Here is a 14,079-nt window from a genome sequence, read left to right as displayed (position 1 = left end):
GGGGTCGGAGCCCGCCTTCAGCGACGATGCGGGGCCTGAGGTCCCATCTGGACCGGTTTGCAGACTGATACTGATTGTCTCAGAAGCTCGTCCTGTGGCGGGGCGTCCCGCCGGGACGTCCCGTGGGGCCCGAACTGCAGGAGCACCACGTGCACATCGGAGTACCGAGAGAGTCTGACCCGGGGCAGCGGCTCGTCGCAGCCACCCCGCAGACGGTCGAGAAGCTGGTCGCGCTGGGCTACGACGTCGTCGTCGAGACGGGTGCAGGCGCGGACGCCTCGATCCCCGACGACGGTTACGTCGCGGCGGGCGCGACGATCGGCGACACGGACGCGGTGTGGGGCTGCGACGTCGTCGTCAAGGTCGACGCCCCGACCGTCTCCGAGGTCGCCCGCATGCACGCGGACGCGACGATCGTCGCCCGCATGTCCCCGGACGACGACCCCGCGCTCGTCGAGGCGATGCGCGCCGCAGGCGTCATCGCCCTCAACCTCAACTCCGTCCCGCGCATCTCCCGCGCGCAGGCGCTCGACGTCCTGTCGACCATGTCCAACGTCTCCGGCTACCGCGGCATCATCGAGGCGGCCGAGGCGTACGCCGGGATGTTCGGCGGCCAGGTCACCGCAGCAGGCTCGACGCCGCCCGCCCGCGTGTTCGTCATCGGCGCGGGCGTCGCGGGTCTCGCCGCGCTCGGCGCGGCCGGCAGCCTCGGCGCGACGGTGCGCGCGTACGACGTCCGCTCCGACGTCGCCGAGCAGATCGAGTCGATGGGCGCGACGTACGTGCGCGTCGACGCCGCCGCGCAGGAGAGCGCCGACGGGTACGCGAGCGAGCTGAGCGACGAGCAGGAGGCCGCAACCCAGCGTGTCTACGCCGCAGAGAGCGCGGCGGCCGACGTCGTCGTGACGACCGCACTCATCCGCGGCAAGGCGCCGATCACGATCACCGCCGAGATGGTCGCTGCCATGCGCCCCGGCTCCGTGATCGTCGACCTCGCCGCCTCGGGCGGCGGCAACTGCGAGCTGACCGTCCCGGGCGAGAAGATCGTCACGGAGAACGGCGTGACGATCATCGGCTACACGGACCTGCCCGGACGCATGCCGAAGCACACGTCGCAGCTCTACGGCACGAACATCGTCAACCTCATGAAGCTGCTCACGCCGGGCAAGGACGGCCAGGTCGTCCTCGACCTCGACGATGTCGTCCAGCGCGGTATCACCGTGACGCGCGCGGGCGAGCTGCTCTGGCCGCCCCCGCCCGTCCAGGTCTCCGTCGCGCCCCCGGCGCCGGCCTCTGCGCCCGCACCTGCCGAGCCCGCCCCCGCGGTCGAGCAGAAGGCTCGGAAGGGCACCGGCGTCCTCGTCGCTGGCGCGCTCACCGCGCTCCTCGTCGTCGCGGCCGTCGCGTTCTCGACCGCCTCGTTCGCGTCGCACCTCACGGTCTTCGCGCTCGCCGTCGTCGTCGGCTTCTACGTTGTCACCGGCGTGACGCACTCGCTGCACACGCCGCTCATGGCCCAGACCAACGCGATCAGCGGCATCATCCTCGTCGGCTCGCTCCTGCAGATCGGGTCGACCGACACCGTCGTGACCGTCCTCGCCGTCGTCGCGGCGACGTTCGCGTCGATCAACATCTTCGGCGGGTTCTCCGTCGCGAGCCGCATGCTCGCCATGTTCCGGAAGGAGGCCTGAGCCATGGACACCCTCACCCAGCTCGTCTACGGCGTCTACCTCGTCGCCGGCATCCTGTTCGTCCTCTCGCTCGCGGGGCTCGCGAAGCAGGAGACCGCACGGGGCGGCAACCTCGCTGGCAAGGTCGGCATGGGCCTCGCGCTCGCCGCGACCGTCGTCCTCGCACTCATCGAGTCCGAGCGCAACGTCGGCGTGACGGCTGGACTCATCGCGCTCGCGCTCGGCATCGGCGCGATCGTCGGCACGTGGCAGGCCCGCCGTGTCGAGATGACGCAGATGCCGGAGATGATCGCGCTCCTGCACAGCTTCGTCGGCCTCGCCGCGGTGCTCGTCGGCTTCAACTCCTACCTCACCGACACCCACGGTGGTGCCGTGCACCTCGTCGAGGTGTTCCTCGGGGTCTTCATCGGTGCGATCACCCTCACGGGCTCGCTCGTCGCGTTCGGCAAGCTCTCGGCACGCCTCAAGTCCTCGCCGCTCACGCTGCCGGGCCGCAACCTGCTCAACCTCGTCGCGGTGCTCGTGTCCTTCGGCCTCATGGGCTGGTTCCTCGCAGCGCCGTCGATCTGGCCGCTCGCGATCATGACCGTCATCGCGCTCGCGGTCGGCTGGCACCTCGTCGTCGCGATCGGCGGCGGCGACATGCCCGTCGTCGTGTCGATGCTCAACTCGTATTCCGGTTGGGCCGCGGCCGCCGCAGGCTTCATGCTCTCGAACGACCTGCTCATCATCACCGGCGCGCTCGTCGGGTCCTCCGGTGCGATCCTCTCGTACATCATGTGCAAGGCCATGAACCGGTCCTTCGTCTCCGTCATCCTCGGCGGCTTCGGCGCGACCGAGGGCGGCCCCGCGGCCGCGGCTGTCGAGGGCGAGTACCGCGAGACGACCGCCGCCGACGTCGCGCAGCTCCTCAAGGAGGCCTCGTCCGTCGTCATCACGCCCGGCTACGGCATGGCCGTCGCGAAGGCGCAGTACCCGGTCGCCGAGCTGACGACCCGGCTGCGCGCCGCGGGAGTCGACGTGCGCTTCGGCGTCCACCCCGTCGCAGGCCGTCTGCCGGGCCACATGAACGTCCTCCTCGCCGAGGCCAAGGTGCCGTACGACATCGTCGAGGAGCTCGAGGAGGTCAACGAGAAGCTGCCGTCGACCGACGTCGTGCTCGTCATCGGCGCGAACGACACGGTCAACCCGGCTGCCGAGGACGACCCTGGCTCGCCGATCGCCGGCATGCCCGTCCTCCAGGTGTGGAACGCCAAGGAGGTCGTCGTGTTCAAGCGCTCGATGGCCGTCGGCTACGCAGGCGTGCAGAACCCGCTGTTCTTCAAGGAGAACACCTCCATGCTCTTCGGCGACGCCAAGGAGCGCGTCGAGGACATCGTCAAGGCGCTCTGACTCCCCTCGGACGGGCGGGGAGCCACCACCTGGTGGTTCTCCGCCCGTTCGCGTGTCACCTAGGGTGAGGACATCATGAGCGCGACCCCCGCAGACCCCCAGACCACGTCCGTCCCTGACGCCCAGGAACCCGGCCACGGCACGTTCCGCAAGGAGCCCGTCTCCTTCATCCGGCGCAGCGGCCGGCTCTCGACCGGTCAGGCCAAGGCTCTCGAGCGTTCCGGCGGGCGGCTGATCATCGACGTCCCCCGTGCGATCGCGCGCACGTCCGTCGACCCGGGCTTCGAGCTCGACCTCGCCGCGACGTTCGGACGGACGGCACCGCTCGTCGTCGAGGTCGGCACAGGCATGGGGGAGTGCGTCGCCGCGGCCGCGGCCGCGCACCGCGACGTCGACCACCTCGCGCTCGAGGTCTACCTGCCGGGCATCGCCCAGACGATCCTGCGCGCTGAGCGCGAGGACGTCACCAACCTGCGGCTGATGCAGGCGAACGCACCCGAGGTTTTCGCGACGACGCTGCCCTCGGGCAGCGCCGACGAGGTGTGGGTGTTCTTCCCCGACCCGTGGCCCAAGGCGCGCCACCACAAGCGCCGGCTCGTGACGCCGTCGTTCGCGGAGCTCGTCGCCCGCGTGCTGCGCCCGGGCGGCGTGTGGCGCCTCGCGACAGACTGGCGGCCGTACGCGGAGGAGATGATCGAGGTCATCGGCGCGAGCCCTGACTTCGAGCCGCTCGAGCCCGGCTCCGACGGCACCGTCGAGCGGTTCGCCGGCCGCGTGCTGACATCGTTCGAGGCGAAGGGCCTGCGCGCCGGCCGCGAGGTCACCGACCTCGCGTTCCGGCGCCGTGACGACCGCTCCTGAGCCAGGCTCGGGCCGCTGCCTGCGGATAGGATCAGGTCCGTGAGCAACGCACGCATCGCACTGGCGACCTGCAACTTCCACCCGGACCTGGCCGAGGACGACCAGCTCCTGCTCCGCGCGCTGCGCGAGCGAGGCGCTGACGCCGTCGCCGCCGTCTGGGACGACCCGGAGATCGACTGGTCGTCGTTCGACCTCGTCGTCGTGCGGTCCACGTGGGACTACTCGTCGCGGCGCGACGAGTTCGTCGCGTGGGCGCGCAGCGTGCCGCGCATCCTCAACCCGGCCGGGCTCGTCGAGTGGAACACCGACAAGGCCTACCTGCGCGACCTCGAGGAGGCGGGCCTCCCGGTCATCCCCACGATCTGGCTCGACCCGGCCCGCAAGCTGTCCTCCCGTGCCGTGCACACGCGCATGCCGGCCTCGGGCGACTTCGTCATCAAGCCGACGGTCTCGCGCGGTTCGCGTGACACGGGCCGCTACGAGGCAGGCGAGGCGCACTCGCGCGGCCTCGCGATCTCGCACGCCGTGTCCCTCATGAAGGAGGGGCGTCACGTGATGATCCAGCGCTACCTCATGGAGGTCGACACGCAGGGTGAGACCGCGCTCGTCTACATCGACGGCGAGTTCTCGCACTCGGTACGCAAGGGCGCGATGCTCCAGGGGCCGTACCGCGGCATGGCTGGGCTGTACAAGCAGGAGGAGATGAGCACGCGTCCGACGACGCCGGAGGAGCGCGCCGTCGGTGACCGTGCGATCGCGTACGCGACGGAGGTCCTCGCGAAGGAGGCCCCCGGCACCGAGCTGCTGTACGCGCGTGTCGACGTCGTGCCTGGCCCGGAGGGCGAGCCGCTCATCATCGAGCTCGAGCTCACCGAGCCGTCGTTGTTCCTCGCGTTCGAGAAGGACGCGGCGGGCCGCCTGGCGGACGCCGTGCTCGCGCGCCTCGCCTGACCCTGGCTCTGCCTGAGCTCCCCCACCTCACGAAGCCCGTACGCGGCCCCCGTCCGGTGGGCGAGACGTCCAGGCCTGCTGTTGCGCGGTTGCCCTACGGTCGCCGTGTGATCCTGCTCACGGCACTTGACGGATGGCGCCACCACTGACGGTGGCGTCCCTAGCGCTGACCGTTCTCATGTCCGGTCTCGCAGGCTTCGTGGGACCGGTTGACCCGGTCGAACACGAAGGAGAGTCATGACCCACACCCAGGCGATGCCGCCGGCCGTGGCGATCGAGCCGCTCGGGACGGCGGTGCCGTCCACGGTTCCGACGCACTGGTACAACCTCGCGGCGGACCTTCCCGAGCCGGTCCCGCCGCACCTCAACCCCGGCACGGGCGAGCCGCTCACGCCCGCCGACCTCGCACCGCTCTTCCCGATGGCGCTCATCGAGCAGGAGGTCACGACCGAGCGGTATGTCGAGATCCCGCAGGCGGTCCGTGAGATCTACGCCGGGTGGCGGCCGTCGCCTCTCGTGCGGGCGTCTCGCCTCGAGCGCGCGCTCGGCACGAAGGCACGGATCTACTACAAGTACGAGGGCGTCAGCCCGGTCGGGTCGCACAAGCCGAACACGGCCGTGCCGCAGGCGTACTACAACGCACTCGAGGGCACGACGCGCCTGACGACCGAGACGGGCGCAGGCCAGTGGGGCGCCTCCCTCTCCTTCGCCGCCGCGCTGCTCGGCCTGACGTGCGAGGTGTGGCAGGTCCGCGCGTCGTACGACGCAAAGCCGTACCGGCGCATGCAGATGGAGACGTACGGCAGCGTGTGCCACTCCTCCCCGTCCGAGCTGACCGACGCAGGCCGGGCGATGCGTGAGGCGTACCCGGACACGACCGGCTCGCTCGGCATGGCGATCTCCGAGGCCGTCGAGGCCGCAGTCAAGGACCCGGGGGCGCACTACGCGCTCGGCAGCGTCCTCAACCACGTCATGCTGCACCAGTCGGTCATCGGCCAGGAGGCCCTCGTCCAGCTCGCGGAGGCGGGGGAGAAGGGTGCGGACGTCGTCTTCGGGTGCGCGGGTGGCGGCTCCAACCTCGCAGGCCTGACGTTCCCGTTCCTCGGGCAGAACCTCCGCGAGGGCACGACGACGCGGCTCGTCGCGTGCGAGCCGGCGGCCTGCCCGTCGCTCACGCAGGGGGAGTACCGCTACGACGCGGGCGACGTCGCGGGCCTGACGCCGCTCATGAAGATGTACACGCTCGGCAAGGACTTCGTCCCGCCGTCGATCCACGCGGGCGGCCTGCGGTACCACGGGATGAGCCCGATGGTGTCGCACGCGGTGCACCTCGGCCTCATGGACGCGATCGCCGTCGAGCAGGACGACGCGTTCGCGGCGGGTCTGCTGTTCGCGCGCGCGGAGGGCATCATCCCGGCGCCCGAGTCGACGCACGCGGTCGCGGGTGCCGTCGCGCACGCTCGGACGGCCGCGGACGGTGAGGTCATCGTCATCGGCCTGTCCGGCAACGGCGTGCTGGACCTTCCCGCGTACTCCGCGTACCTCTGACCGGCACCCGGCCCGGCCCCGCGTGCGGGACCGGGCCGGTGCCGTGCCCGGCGGAGCTCCGCCCCTGCGCCTACAGTCGAGAGTCCCGATGTCGCGCAGGAGGAGCCATGGGTCAGGAGCAGGAACAGGAACGCGCGCTGCTGGAGCGCGTCCCGAGCGGGCTGTTCATCGGCGGGAAGTGGCGCGAGGCGGCCGACGGCGGGACGTTCGCCGTGCACGACCCCGCGACGGGAGCAGTCCTCACCCAGGTCGCGAGCGCGACCGCCGACGACGGGCGCGCGGCGCTCGACGCCGCGTGCGACGCCTTCCCCGCATGGTCGACGACGCCCGCGCGCGAGCGCGCGGAGACGTTGCGCCGCGCGTTCGACCTCGTCCAGGAGCGCGCGGACGACCTCGCGCTGCTCATGACCCTCGAGATGGGCAAGCCGCTCGCTGAGTCGCGCGCCGAGGTCACGTACGGCTCCGAGTTCCTGCGTTGGTTCAGCGAGGAGGCCGCGCGCGTCCAGGGACGCTACGGCCCGACGCCGGAGGGCACGGGCCGCATGATCGTCACCCGGCACCCGGTCGGGCCGTGTTACCTCGTGACGCCCTGGAACTTCCCGCTCGCGATGGCGACGCGCAAGATCGCTCCCGCGCTCGCGGCGGGCTGCACGGTCGTCGTGAAGCCGGCGAGCGCGACGCCGCTGACGACGCTCCTGCTCGCGACGATCCTCGAGGAGGCGGGTGTGCCCGCGGGCGTCGTCAACGTGATCACGACGAGGCAGACGGGCCCCGTCTCCGAGGCGGTCCTCACCGACCCGCGCCTGCGCAAGCTGTCCTTCACGGGTTCGACCGCCGTCGGGCAGTCGCTGCTGCGGCAGGCCGCCGACGGCGTCCTGCGGACCTCGATGGAGCTCGGCGGCAACGCCCCGTTCATCGTCTTCGACGACGCCGACCTGGACGCCGCGGTCGAGGGGGCGCTCGCGGCGAAGTTCCGCAACACCGGCCAGGCCTGCACTGCCGCCAACCGGTTCCTCGTGCACAGCTCCGTCGCGGACGACTTCGCGCGCCGCGTGACCGAGCGGGTCGAGGCGTTCTGCACGGGCCGCGGCACGGAGGAGGGCGTGGTGATCGGCCCGCTCATCGACGACGACGCGGTCGAGCGCGTGCACGCCCTCGTCGAGGACGCCGTCGCGCGCGGAGCGGTGCTCCGCACGGGCGGAGCGCCGCTCGACGGACCGGGCAGCTTCTACCCGGCGACGATCCTGACCGACGTCGCGCCGGGCTCCGACGTGCTGCGCGAGGAGATCTTCGGTCCGGTCCTCGCGATCTCGACGTTCGACGACGAGGACGAGGCAGTCCGTCGTGCGAACGACACCCCGCACGGGCTCGTCGCCTACGTGTACACGCGGTCGCTCACGCGCGGGCAGCGGATGATCGAGCGGCTCGAGTCCGGCATGGTCGGGGTCAACGCGGGTGTCGTCTCGAACGCGGCGGCGCCGTTCGGGGGATGGAAGTACTCGGGCCTGGGCCGCGAGGGCGGCGCCGAGGGCATCGACGAGTACCTGCAGACGAAGTACACGCTCACGGGCGACCCGTTCGCGTGAGCGGGCGGCGCGGGGTCAGGCGCGCTGGTTGATGCGCAGCAGGTTGCCGGACGGGTCGCGCAAGGCGCAGTCGCGCACGCCGTAGTCCTGGTCGGCAGGCTCCTGCACGACGTCGACCCCGGCGGCCTGCAGGCGCGCGAACAGTCCGTCGAGGTCGTCGGACGCGAGAGTCAGGGCGCCGTACGCGCCCTTCGCCATGAGCTCGAGGACCGTGCGCTTCTCGTCGTCCGAGAGGCCCGGGTCGACGTTGGGCGGCGTGAGGACGAGCGACGTCGTCGAGCCAGGAGGCGCGACCGTGATCCAGCGCATGTCGCCGTAGCCGACGTCGTTGCGGACCTCGAAGCCGAGGAGGTCGCGGTAGAACGCGAGCGAGGCGTCGGGGTCGGTGTGGGGGAGGAACGCGTAGTGAATCGAGATGTCCATGGAGCCGACGCTAGGCGCGCGGACCTGGCCGCGCTTCTCGATTCCTGACCGGTCGCGTGACCTGCCGGGCGAGGCACGGCGGGATGCCCTCTGCGGCACGCGACGAGTCGCGGCGGTAGACGCTCGGCGGCACGCCGACGAGCTCGGCGAACCGCGTGCTGAACGTCCCGAGCGAGGAGAAGCCGACGGCGAAGCACACCTCGGTGACGGTCATGTCGCCGCGCCGGAGCAGGGTCATCGCGCGCTCGATGCGGCGGGTCATGAGGTAGGAGTACGGAGGCTCCCCGTACACGCGGCGGAACTCGCGGCTCAGGTGCCCGGCGGACATGTGCACGCCCCGAGCGAGCGCCTCGACGTCGAGCGGGGAGGCGAACTCGCGATCGATCCGGTCGCGGACGCGGCGCATCGTGGCGATGTCGCGCAGCCGCGCCGCCTCCGCGGTGCCGACACGCGGGGCGTCTGCCGTCCTGATGGCCATCCCCTCACGCTAACCGGGGGAGAAGGACGTGCCCAGGGCGTCGCCCTGCGCCTGGAGACGAGGAACGGCGGGCGGCGACGAGCGCCCGGGAACGACGAAGGCCCGGTCCTCACGGACCGGGCCTTCGCATGGGGTGAGTAACGGGACTTGAACCCGCGACCCCCTGGACCACAACCAGGTGCTCTACCAGCTGAGCTATACCCACCATGTGTGCTGTGCGAACCGGTCAGACCGGCATCAACAGCGCGGTCCGGCGAGCCAGGCTCACCGGGCCGTAGACGAGTGTACAGGGTTTCCGGGGTCGGTCGTGCCGCTCTCGCGGATCGTGACGCTCGTCTCGCTGATCCTGGCGGAGACAGCCTTCGCGGTGACCGAGTCCGGGCCAGGCTGCGGCACGAAGATCGCCTCCCGGTAGTAGCGCAGCTCGTCGATGCTCTCGAGGATGTCGGCGAGCGCGCGGTGGCCCCCGTGCTTCTCGGGCGACTGGAAGTAGGCCCGCGGGTACCAGCGCCGCGCTAGCTCCTTGATCGAGGAGACGTCGATGATCCGGTAGTGCAGGTGACCGGCGAGCTCGGGCATGTCACGGTCGAGGAACGCCTTGTCGGTCCCGACCGAGTTTCCGGCGAGCGGGGCGCGGCCCGGGTCCGGGACCCACGCACGGACGTAGTCGAGGACGGCCTGCTGAGCGTCCTCGAGCGTCATGCCGGCGTCGAGCTCGTCGAGCAGGCCGGACGTCGTGTGCATGTCACGGACGAAGTCGTTCATCTGCTCGAGCGCGGCGGGCTCGGGACGGATGACGACGTCGACGCCCTCGCCGAGGACGTTGAGCTCGGAGTCGGTGACGACCGCGGCGACCTCGATGAGCGCGTCGGCCTGGAGGTCCAGGCCGGTCATCTCGCAGTCGATCCACACGATCCGGTCGTTGTTCAGGTTGCTGGCCACTGGTCCAGGGTACGCGCGGGTGTGGGGCCGGCCCCGCTCGGCTAGCGTCGAGGCATGCCCGAGGCTCCGAGCACCCAGGTCGCCCGTCCCTCCGCGTCGCCGAGGGGCCAGGCTCTGCTCACCCTCCTCCCCGGCGCCCTGCTCGTCGCGCTCGGCATCGGGCTCTTCGCCGGTGTCCTCGACGCCGTGGACGAGCAGGACGACGTGTGGCTCGTCGACCAGCCCGTCCTCGAGTGGCTCGCCGACAACCGCGTCCCCTGGCTCACGTCGATCGCGACGGGCGTGACCAACACGTTCGGTCCGACGATCCTGCCGGTGCTCGTCGCCGTCGGCTGCGGTGCGTGGTGGGCGGTCTCGAAGCGCTGGCGGGACCCTGCTCTGCTCGTCGCCGCGATGCTCCTCGCCGTCTCGGTCAGCACTGCGATCAAGGCGCTCGTCGGCCGCCCGCGGCCGCCCGAGGTGTCGATGAGCGTGCCCGGCGTCGAGACGTCGGCGTCGTTCCCGTCGGGCCACACGATCGGGGCCGCGACCCTCGTCCTCGTGCTCGCCTACCTCGTCGCCCGGTCACGACGGACCTGGCGGGCGACGGTCGTGTGGGCGGTCGTGAGCGTCGTCGTGATCGTGGTCGTGGCCGCGACGCGGCTCTACCTCGGCTACCACTTCGTCACCGACGTCCTCGCGGGCGCGTGCCTCGCGATAGCGGTGCTCGGCGTCGTCGTGTGCGTCGACAGGTGGCCGGCGCAGGACCGGCCTCCTGCTGCGCAACGGTAGAATCGAGGCGCCTCCGTAGCTCAATGGATAGAGCAACGGCCTTCTAATCCGTCGGTTGCAGGTTCGAGTCCTGTCGGGGGCGCTCTGCGTACCCGTGTGACCGATCACCGCGTCCGGCGCGGCGCGCGCGTTTGGTCCGGACCTGGCAACTTGGGACAATCGGCACTGTGAGCAACGAGCGCGGCGACGGCACCCTGGACGGCACGGCCGCCCTGCGCGACGCCGAGCTCGCGCACGACGACACCCCTGAGGTCGACCCGGACGCGACCCTCCTCGACGTCGTCACCGACCTGCGGCGCGACATCCAGCACCTCGAGATGCCGCTGCGCACGCCCGGCACCGAGCACGGCCGCGACGTGCGGCTCGGGCTGCTCGGGCAGATCGACGACCACCTGCTGCCACGCCTGCGCGAGCTCTCGCGCCCGGCCGTCGTGGTCGTCGTCGGCTCGACCGGAGCGGGCAAGTCGACGCTCGTGAACTCGCTCGTCGGCGCGGAGGTCTCCCGCGCGTCCGTCATCCGCCCGACGACGCGCGAGCCCGTCCTCGTGCACCACCCCGCCGACGCGGGCCTCCTCGGGGACACGGTCCTCGACGACGCGCTGCGCGTCGCGCACGAGTCCGTCCCGCGCGGGCTGTGCATCCTCGACGCCCCCGACCTCGACTCGCTCCTGCGGTCCAACCGCGAGACTGCAGCACGGCTCCTCGCTGCCGCGGACGTCGGTCTCTTCGTGACGACCGCCGCCCGCTACGGCGACGCGCTGCCGTGGAACGTCCTGTCGGCCGCACGCGAGCGCGGCGCGACCATGGCGATGGTCCTCAACCGCGCCCCTGGCGCGACCGTGGCGGAGGTGCGCGTCGACCTGCTCGACCGCTTGCGGGAGCACGGCATGCAGTCGACCCCGCTCTTCATCGTCCCCGACGCGGGACCCCACGAGGGACTGCTGCCCGCGAAGGACGTCGCGGGGATCCTCCGCTGGCTCTCCACGATCGCGGGCGCCGAGCAGGCGCGCCGCCTCATCCTGCGCACCCTGCGCGGCGCGCTGTCGACGCTGCCCGGCCAGCTCGAGGACCTCGCCGCCGTGATCGAGGACCAGGCCGCCGATGCGCGGCGCCTGCGCGCCGAGGTCGCCGGCCACGCGGCCGCGGGCGTCCCCGTCGTCGAGAAGGCAGTCGCGGACGGGAGCCTCGACGCCGGCGCCCTCGTGGCGGCCTGGCAGGCCGCGATCGAGGCCGACCCGGGCATCCTGCGGGCCTCCACCGGCTTCCGCGCGCCGTCGGGCCGCCGCGTCCGGCGCCGCGAGGAGAGTCTCGCTCCCGTGCTCGCGGAGGCGGAGCGCGCCGTCACGACGCTGCTCGTGCGGGCCTCCGAGGTATCCGGGGCCGCGATCGGCGATGCCATCGCGGGCGACCCGGGGCTGCCCGGGGGAGCCGCGCTGCGCGCCGTCGTCGCGGGCGACCCCGAGATCGACGCGTGGCGGGAGCGGACCGCCGCGAGCACGGCCGCCGGGTGGACCGCCGCCGTCGGGGAGCGACTCGACGCGCGAGCGGACGAGGCCGCCGTGCGTCGCGCCCGACGCCGCGTCGGCGTCGAAGGCCTGCGCGCCGTCACGGTCGTCGCCGCCCTCGGGAACGTGGGCGCCCAGCGCATGCTCGACGGGCTCCTCGGTGCGGCCGCGTCCGACCTGCTCGACGAGGTCAGGGCGGACCTCGTCGACACGGGGCGCGCTGTCGTGCTGGAGGAGGAGGGACCGTACGCTGAGCGTCTGGACCTTCCGTCCTTGCAGGACGAGGCAGCGACACCGGTGCGGCTGAGGCTCGCCGAGCTTCGCCGCCTGGTGTGAGGAAGGGACGTCGCGGGACACGAGGAGAGGATGCCGGAATGGGAGCACGAACCGATGCGGCTGACCTTCGTGGGCGGGTCAAGGACCTGCGCGGCGCGCTCGACCTGATCGCCGACCGGAGCGACCCCGAGGTTCTCGCCACCGCGGGCGCGGCGCTCGAGAGCGCGTCCGAGCGCCTCGACCTGGGGGTCGAGCACACCGTCGTCGCGCTCGTGGGCGGCACCGGCTCGGGCAAGTCGAGCCTCTTCAACGCTGTCTCCCGCCTGAACTTCGCTGACGTGGGCGTCAAGCGCCCGACGACGTCGCGCATGACCGCGTGCGCGTGGAGCGACCACGCCGACGCCCTGCTCGACTGGGTCGGCGTGGACGCCGACCGACGCATCAACCGGATCTCCGCGCTCGACGACGAGTCCGAGCGGGCGCTCGACGGCCTCGTCCTGCTGGACCTGCCGGACCACGACTCGGTGCGCACCGAGAACCGCGAGGTCGTCGACCGCGTCGTGCCGATGGCCGACCTTCTCGTGTGGGTCGTCGACCCGCAGAAGTACGCCGACGACGCGCTGCACTCCGGTTACCTGCAGACCCTCGTCGGCGCCGAGGGGTCGATGCTCGTCGTGCTCAACCAGCTCGACACGGTCCCGCCCACGCAGCGCGACGAGATCCTCGCCGACGTGTCGAGCCTGCTGACCTACGACGGCCTCGGGGTGGTCGACGTCCTCGGAGTCTCCGCGGTCACGGGGGATGGGGTCGACGAGCTACGGACGCGGCTCGCCAAGGTCGTCGCTGCCCGCTCTGTCGCGTCGGTGCGCGTCAGCAGCGAGCTGACCCGCGCGGGAACCCTGGTCGCCGATGCTCTCTCGTCCGAGGCCCCGCGCTCCCTCGACGGGTTCGTCGCGCCTGCGGTCGACGCGCTCGCCGTCGGCGTCGGCCTTGAGGCTCGCGGCCGCACGGCCGCCCTCACGCTCGACGACGGCTCGGCCGCCGCGGCGGGCGTCGCCGTGACGCCCGAGGTCACCGCCCGCGTGCGCACCTCGTGGCTTGACGGCGTCGGTCGTCACCTCTCGGCCGGCTGGCGCGAGAACCTCGAACGCGTCGTCACCCCCGCCGAGGAGATCGCGGTCGCGGTCGACCGCGCCGTCGGCGACGTGCGGCTCGAGGCCGGGCCCGGCAGGGCGGTGCGGCGTGCGCGGGCGTCCGCCGTCGTCCTCGGGATCCTTGCCGTGATCGCTGCCGGTGCGGGACTCGCTCTCCTGCTCGGCTGGTGGGACCTGCCCGACGGCGTCGGCACGGGGACCTACCTCCTGGTCGGGGCTGGCGTGCTGGCGCTGGGCGTCGTCGTCGCGCTGCTCGTGCGTGGCAGGGCGCGCCGCCAGCACGCGGCCGAGCGCGAGTCGCGCTTCGTGAGCGTGGCGCGCGAGCGGCTGACGGAAGTCGTCGGCGAGCTCTTGCTGCAGCCGTCCTCGCCCGTCCTGAGGGACCACCACGACGCTCGAGTGCTCGCGCTCGCCGCCGCGGAGCAGTCGCCCACAGGGAGCTGACGAGATCGGCCCGGCCCCTGGCCGGGCGCGAGCGCTCGCGGCCCGCGGAGCGCGGAC

At 72.2% G+C, this 14,079-nt stretch carries 12 protein-coding genes and 2 tRNA genes; 10 read left to right on the top strand and 4 right to left on the bottom strand.

Annotated features, from left to right (window positions below; translation table 11 throughout):
* Nucleotides 1-149: 149 nt before the first annotated feature.
* The 6 genes from ATL41_RS03790 (at nucleotide 150) to ATL41_RS03765 (ending at nucleotide 8,029) form a co-directional block, all read left to right on the top strand.
* Complete coding sequence (locus ATL41_RS03790; RefSeq protein WP_098457282.1) at nucleotides 150-1,691, top strand: Re/Si-specific NAD(P)(+) transhydrogenase subunit alpha; 1,542 nt, start codon at nucleotides 150-152, stop codon at nucleotides 1,689-1,691.
* Between the two features lie 3 nt (nucleotides 1,692-1,694).
* Nucleotides 1,695-3,083 carry a Re/Si-specific NAD(P)(+) transhydrogenase subunit beta gene (gene pntB, locus ATL41_RS03785; protein ID WP_098457281.1) on the top strand — a complete coding sequence of 463 codons (1,389 nt, stop codon included), beginning with the start codon at nucleotides 1,695-1,697 and terminating at the stop codon, nucleotides 3,081-3,083.
* Between the two features lie 75 nt (nucleotides 3,084-3,158).
* Nucleotides 3,159-3,944: a tRNA (guanosine(46)-N7)-methyltransferase TrmB gene (gene trmB, locus ATL41_RS03780; protein WP_098457280.1), complete on the top strand. Its 786-nt coding sequence runs from the start codon at nucleotides 3,159-3,161 to the stop codon at nucleotides 3,942-3,944.
* A gap of 39 nt (nucleotides 3,945-3,983) precedes the next feature.
* A complete protein-coding gene (locus tag ATL41_RS03775; protein WP_098457279.1) occupies nucleotides 3,984-4,895 on the top strand; it encodes an ATP-grasp domain-containing protein in 912 nt (303 codons plus the stop codon).
* A gap of 237 nt (nucleotides 4,896-5,132) precedes the next feature.
* Entirely contained in the window at nucleotides 5,133-6,443 is a 1,311-nt protein-coding gene (locus tag ATL41_RS03770) for a TrpB-like pyridoxal phosphate-dependent enzyme (protein WP_098457278.1), read from the top strand.
* A 107-nt stretch (nucleotides 6,444-6,550) separates the two neighbouring features.
* A complete protein-coding gene (locus tag ATL41_RS03765) occupies nucleotides 6,551-8,029 on the top strand; it encodes an NAD-dependent succinate-semialdehyde dehydrogenase (protein WP_098457277.1) in 1,479 nt (492 codons plus the stop codon).
* Nucleotides 8,030-8,044: 15 nt separating this feature from the next.
* Here the strand turns inward: ATL41_RS03765 and ATL41_RS03760 are convergent, their stop codons facing one another.
* From ATL41_RS03760 to orn, 4 genes are all read right to left on the bottom strand, one after another.
* Nucleotides 8,045-8,452: a VOC family protein gene (locus tag ATL41_RS03760; RefSeq protein ID WP_098457276.1), complete on the bottom strand. Its 408-nt coding sequence runs from the start codon at nucleotides 8,450-8,452 to the stop codon at nucleotides 8,045-8,047.
* 10 nt (nucleotides 8,453-8,462) lie between these two features.
* Nucleotides 8,463-8,930, bottom strand: coding sequence for a helix-turn-helix transcriptional regulator (locus tag ATL41_RS03755; protein WP_098457275.1), 468 nt, complete (start codon nucleotides 8,928-8,930; stop codon nucleotides 8,463-8,465).
* A gap of 129 nt (nucleotides 8,931-9,059) precedes the next feature.
* A tRNA-His gene (locus ATL41_RS03750) sits at nucleotides 9,060-9,135 on the bottom strand.
* Nucleotides 9,136-9,194: 59 nt separating this feature from the next.
* Nucleotides 9,195-9,872: an oligoribonuclease gene (gene orn, locus ATL41_RS03745; protein ID WP_098457274.1), complete on the bottom strand. Its 678-nt coding sequence runs from the start codon at nucleotides 9,870-9,872 to the stop codon at nucleotides 9,195-9,197.
* A gap of 54 nt (nucleotides 9,873-9,926) precedes the next feature.
* Between orn and ATL41_RS03740 the strand changes: the two genes are divergently transcribed.
* The 4 genes from ATL41_RS03740 to ATL41_RS03725 all read left to right on the top strand — a co-directional run bounded on the left by ATL41_RS03740 (nucleotide 9,927) and on the right by ATL41_RS03725 (nucleotide 14,022).
* Complete coding sequence (locus ATL41_RS03740) at nucleotides 9,927-10,643, top strand: phosphatase PAP2 family protein (RefSeq protein ID WP_098457273.1); 717 nt, start codon at nucleotides 9,927-9,929, stop codon at nucleotides 10,641-10,643.
* A gap of 9 nt (nucleotides 10,644-10,652) precedes the next feature.
* A tRNA-Arg gene (locus ATL41_RS03735) sits at nucleotides 10,653-10,725 on the top strand.
* Nucleotides 10,726-10,810: 85 nt separating this feature from the next.
* Nucleotides 10,811-12,484: a dynamin family protein gene (locus tag ATL41_RS03730; protein WP_098457272.1), complete on the top strand. Its 1,674-nt coding sequence runs from the start codon at nucleotides 10,811-10,813 to the stop codon at nucleotides 12,482-12,484.
* Nucleotides 12,485-12,522: 38 nt separating this feature from the next.
* Entirely contained in the window at nucleotides 12,523-14,022 is a 1,500-nt protein-coding gene (locus ATL41_RS03725; protein WP_098457271.1) for a GTPase, read from the top strand.
* The last annotated feature ends 57 nt before the right edge of the window (nucleotides 14,023-14,079 follow it).

Origin of the sequence: Flavimobilis soli, from assembly GCF_002564025.1 — a bacterium.
GTDB classification, from domain to species: Bacteria; Actinomycetota; Actinomycetes; order Actinomycetales; family Cellulomonadaceae; genus Flavimobilis; species Flavimobilis soli.
The sequence above is the reverse complement of the archived record's forward strand: the minus strand, read 5'-3'. Positions and strand labels throughout refer to the sequence as shown.

Excerpts from the sequence above, each read along its gene's own strand:
- pntB (WP_098457281.1), top strand. The coding sequence starts at position 1,695 with ATGGACACCCTCACCCAGCTCGTCTACGGCGTCTACCTCGTCGCCGGC.
- trmB (WP_098457280.1), top strand. The coding sequence starts at position 3,159 with ATGAGCGCGACCCCCGCAGACCCCCAGACCACGTCCGTCCCTGACGCC.
- ATL41_RS03770 (WP_098457278.1), top strand. The coding sequence starts at position 5,133 with ATGACCCACACCCAGGCGATGCCGCCGGCCGTGGCGATCGAGCCGCTC.
- ATL41_RS03765 (WP_098457277.1), top strand. The coding sequence starts at position 6,551 with ATGGGTCAGGAGCAGGAACAGGAACGCGCGCTGCTGGAGCGCGTCCCG.
- ATL41_RS03760 (WP_098457276.1), bottom strand. The coding sequence starts at position 8,452 with ATGGACATCTCGATTCACTACGCGTTCCTCCCCCACACCGACCCCGAC.
- ATL41_RS03755 (WP_098457275.1), bottom strand. The coding sequence starts at position 8,930 with ATGGCCATCAGGACGGCAGACGCCCCGCGTGTCGGCACCGCGGAGGCG.
- ATL41_RS03740 (WP_098457273.1), top strand. The coding sequence starts at position 9,927 with ATGCCCGAGGCTCCGAGCACCCAGGTCGCCCGTCCCTCCGCGTCGCCG.
- ATL41_RS03725 (WP_098457271.1), top strand. The coding sequence starts at position 12,523 with ATGGGAGCACGAACCGATGCGGCTGACCTTCGTGGGCGGGTCAAGGAC.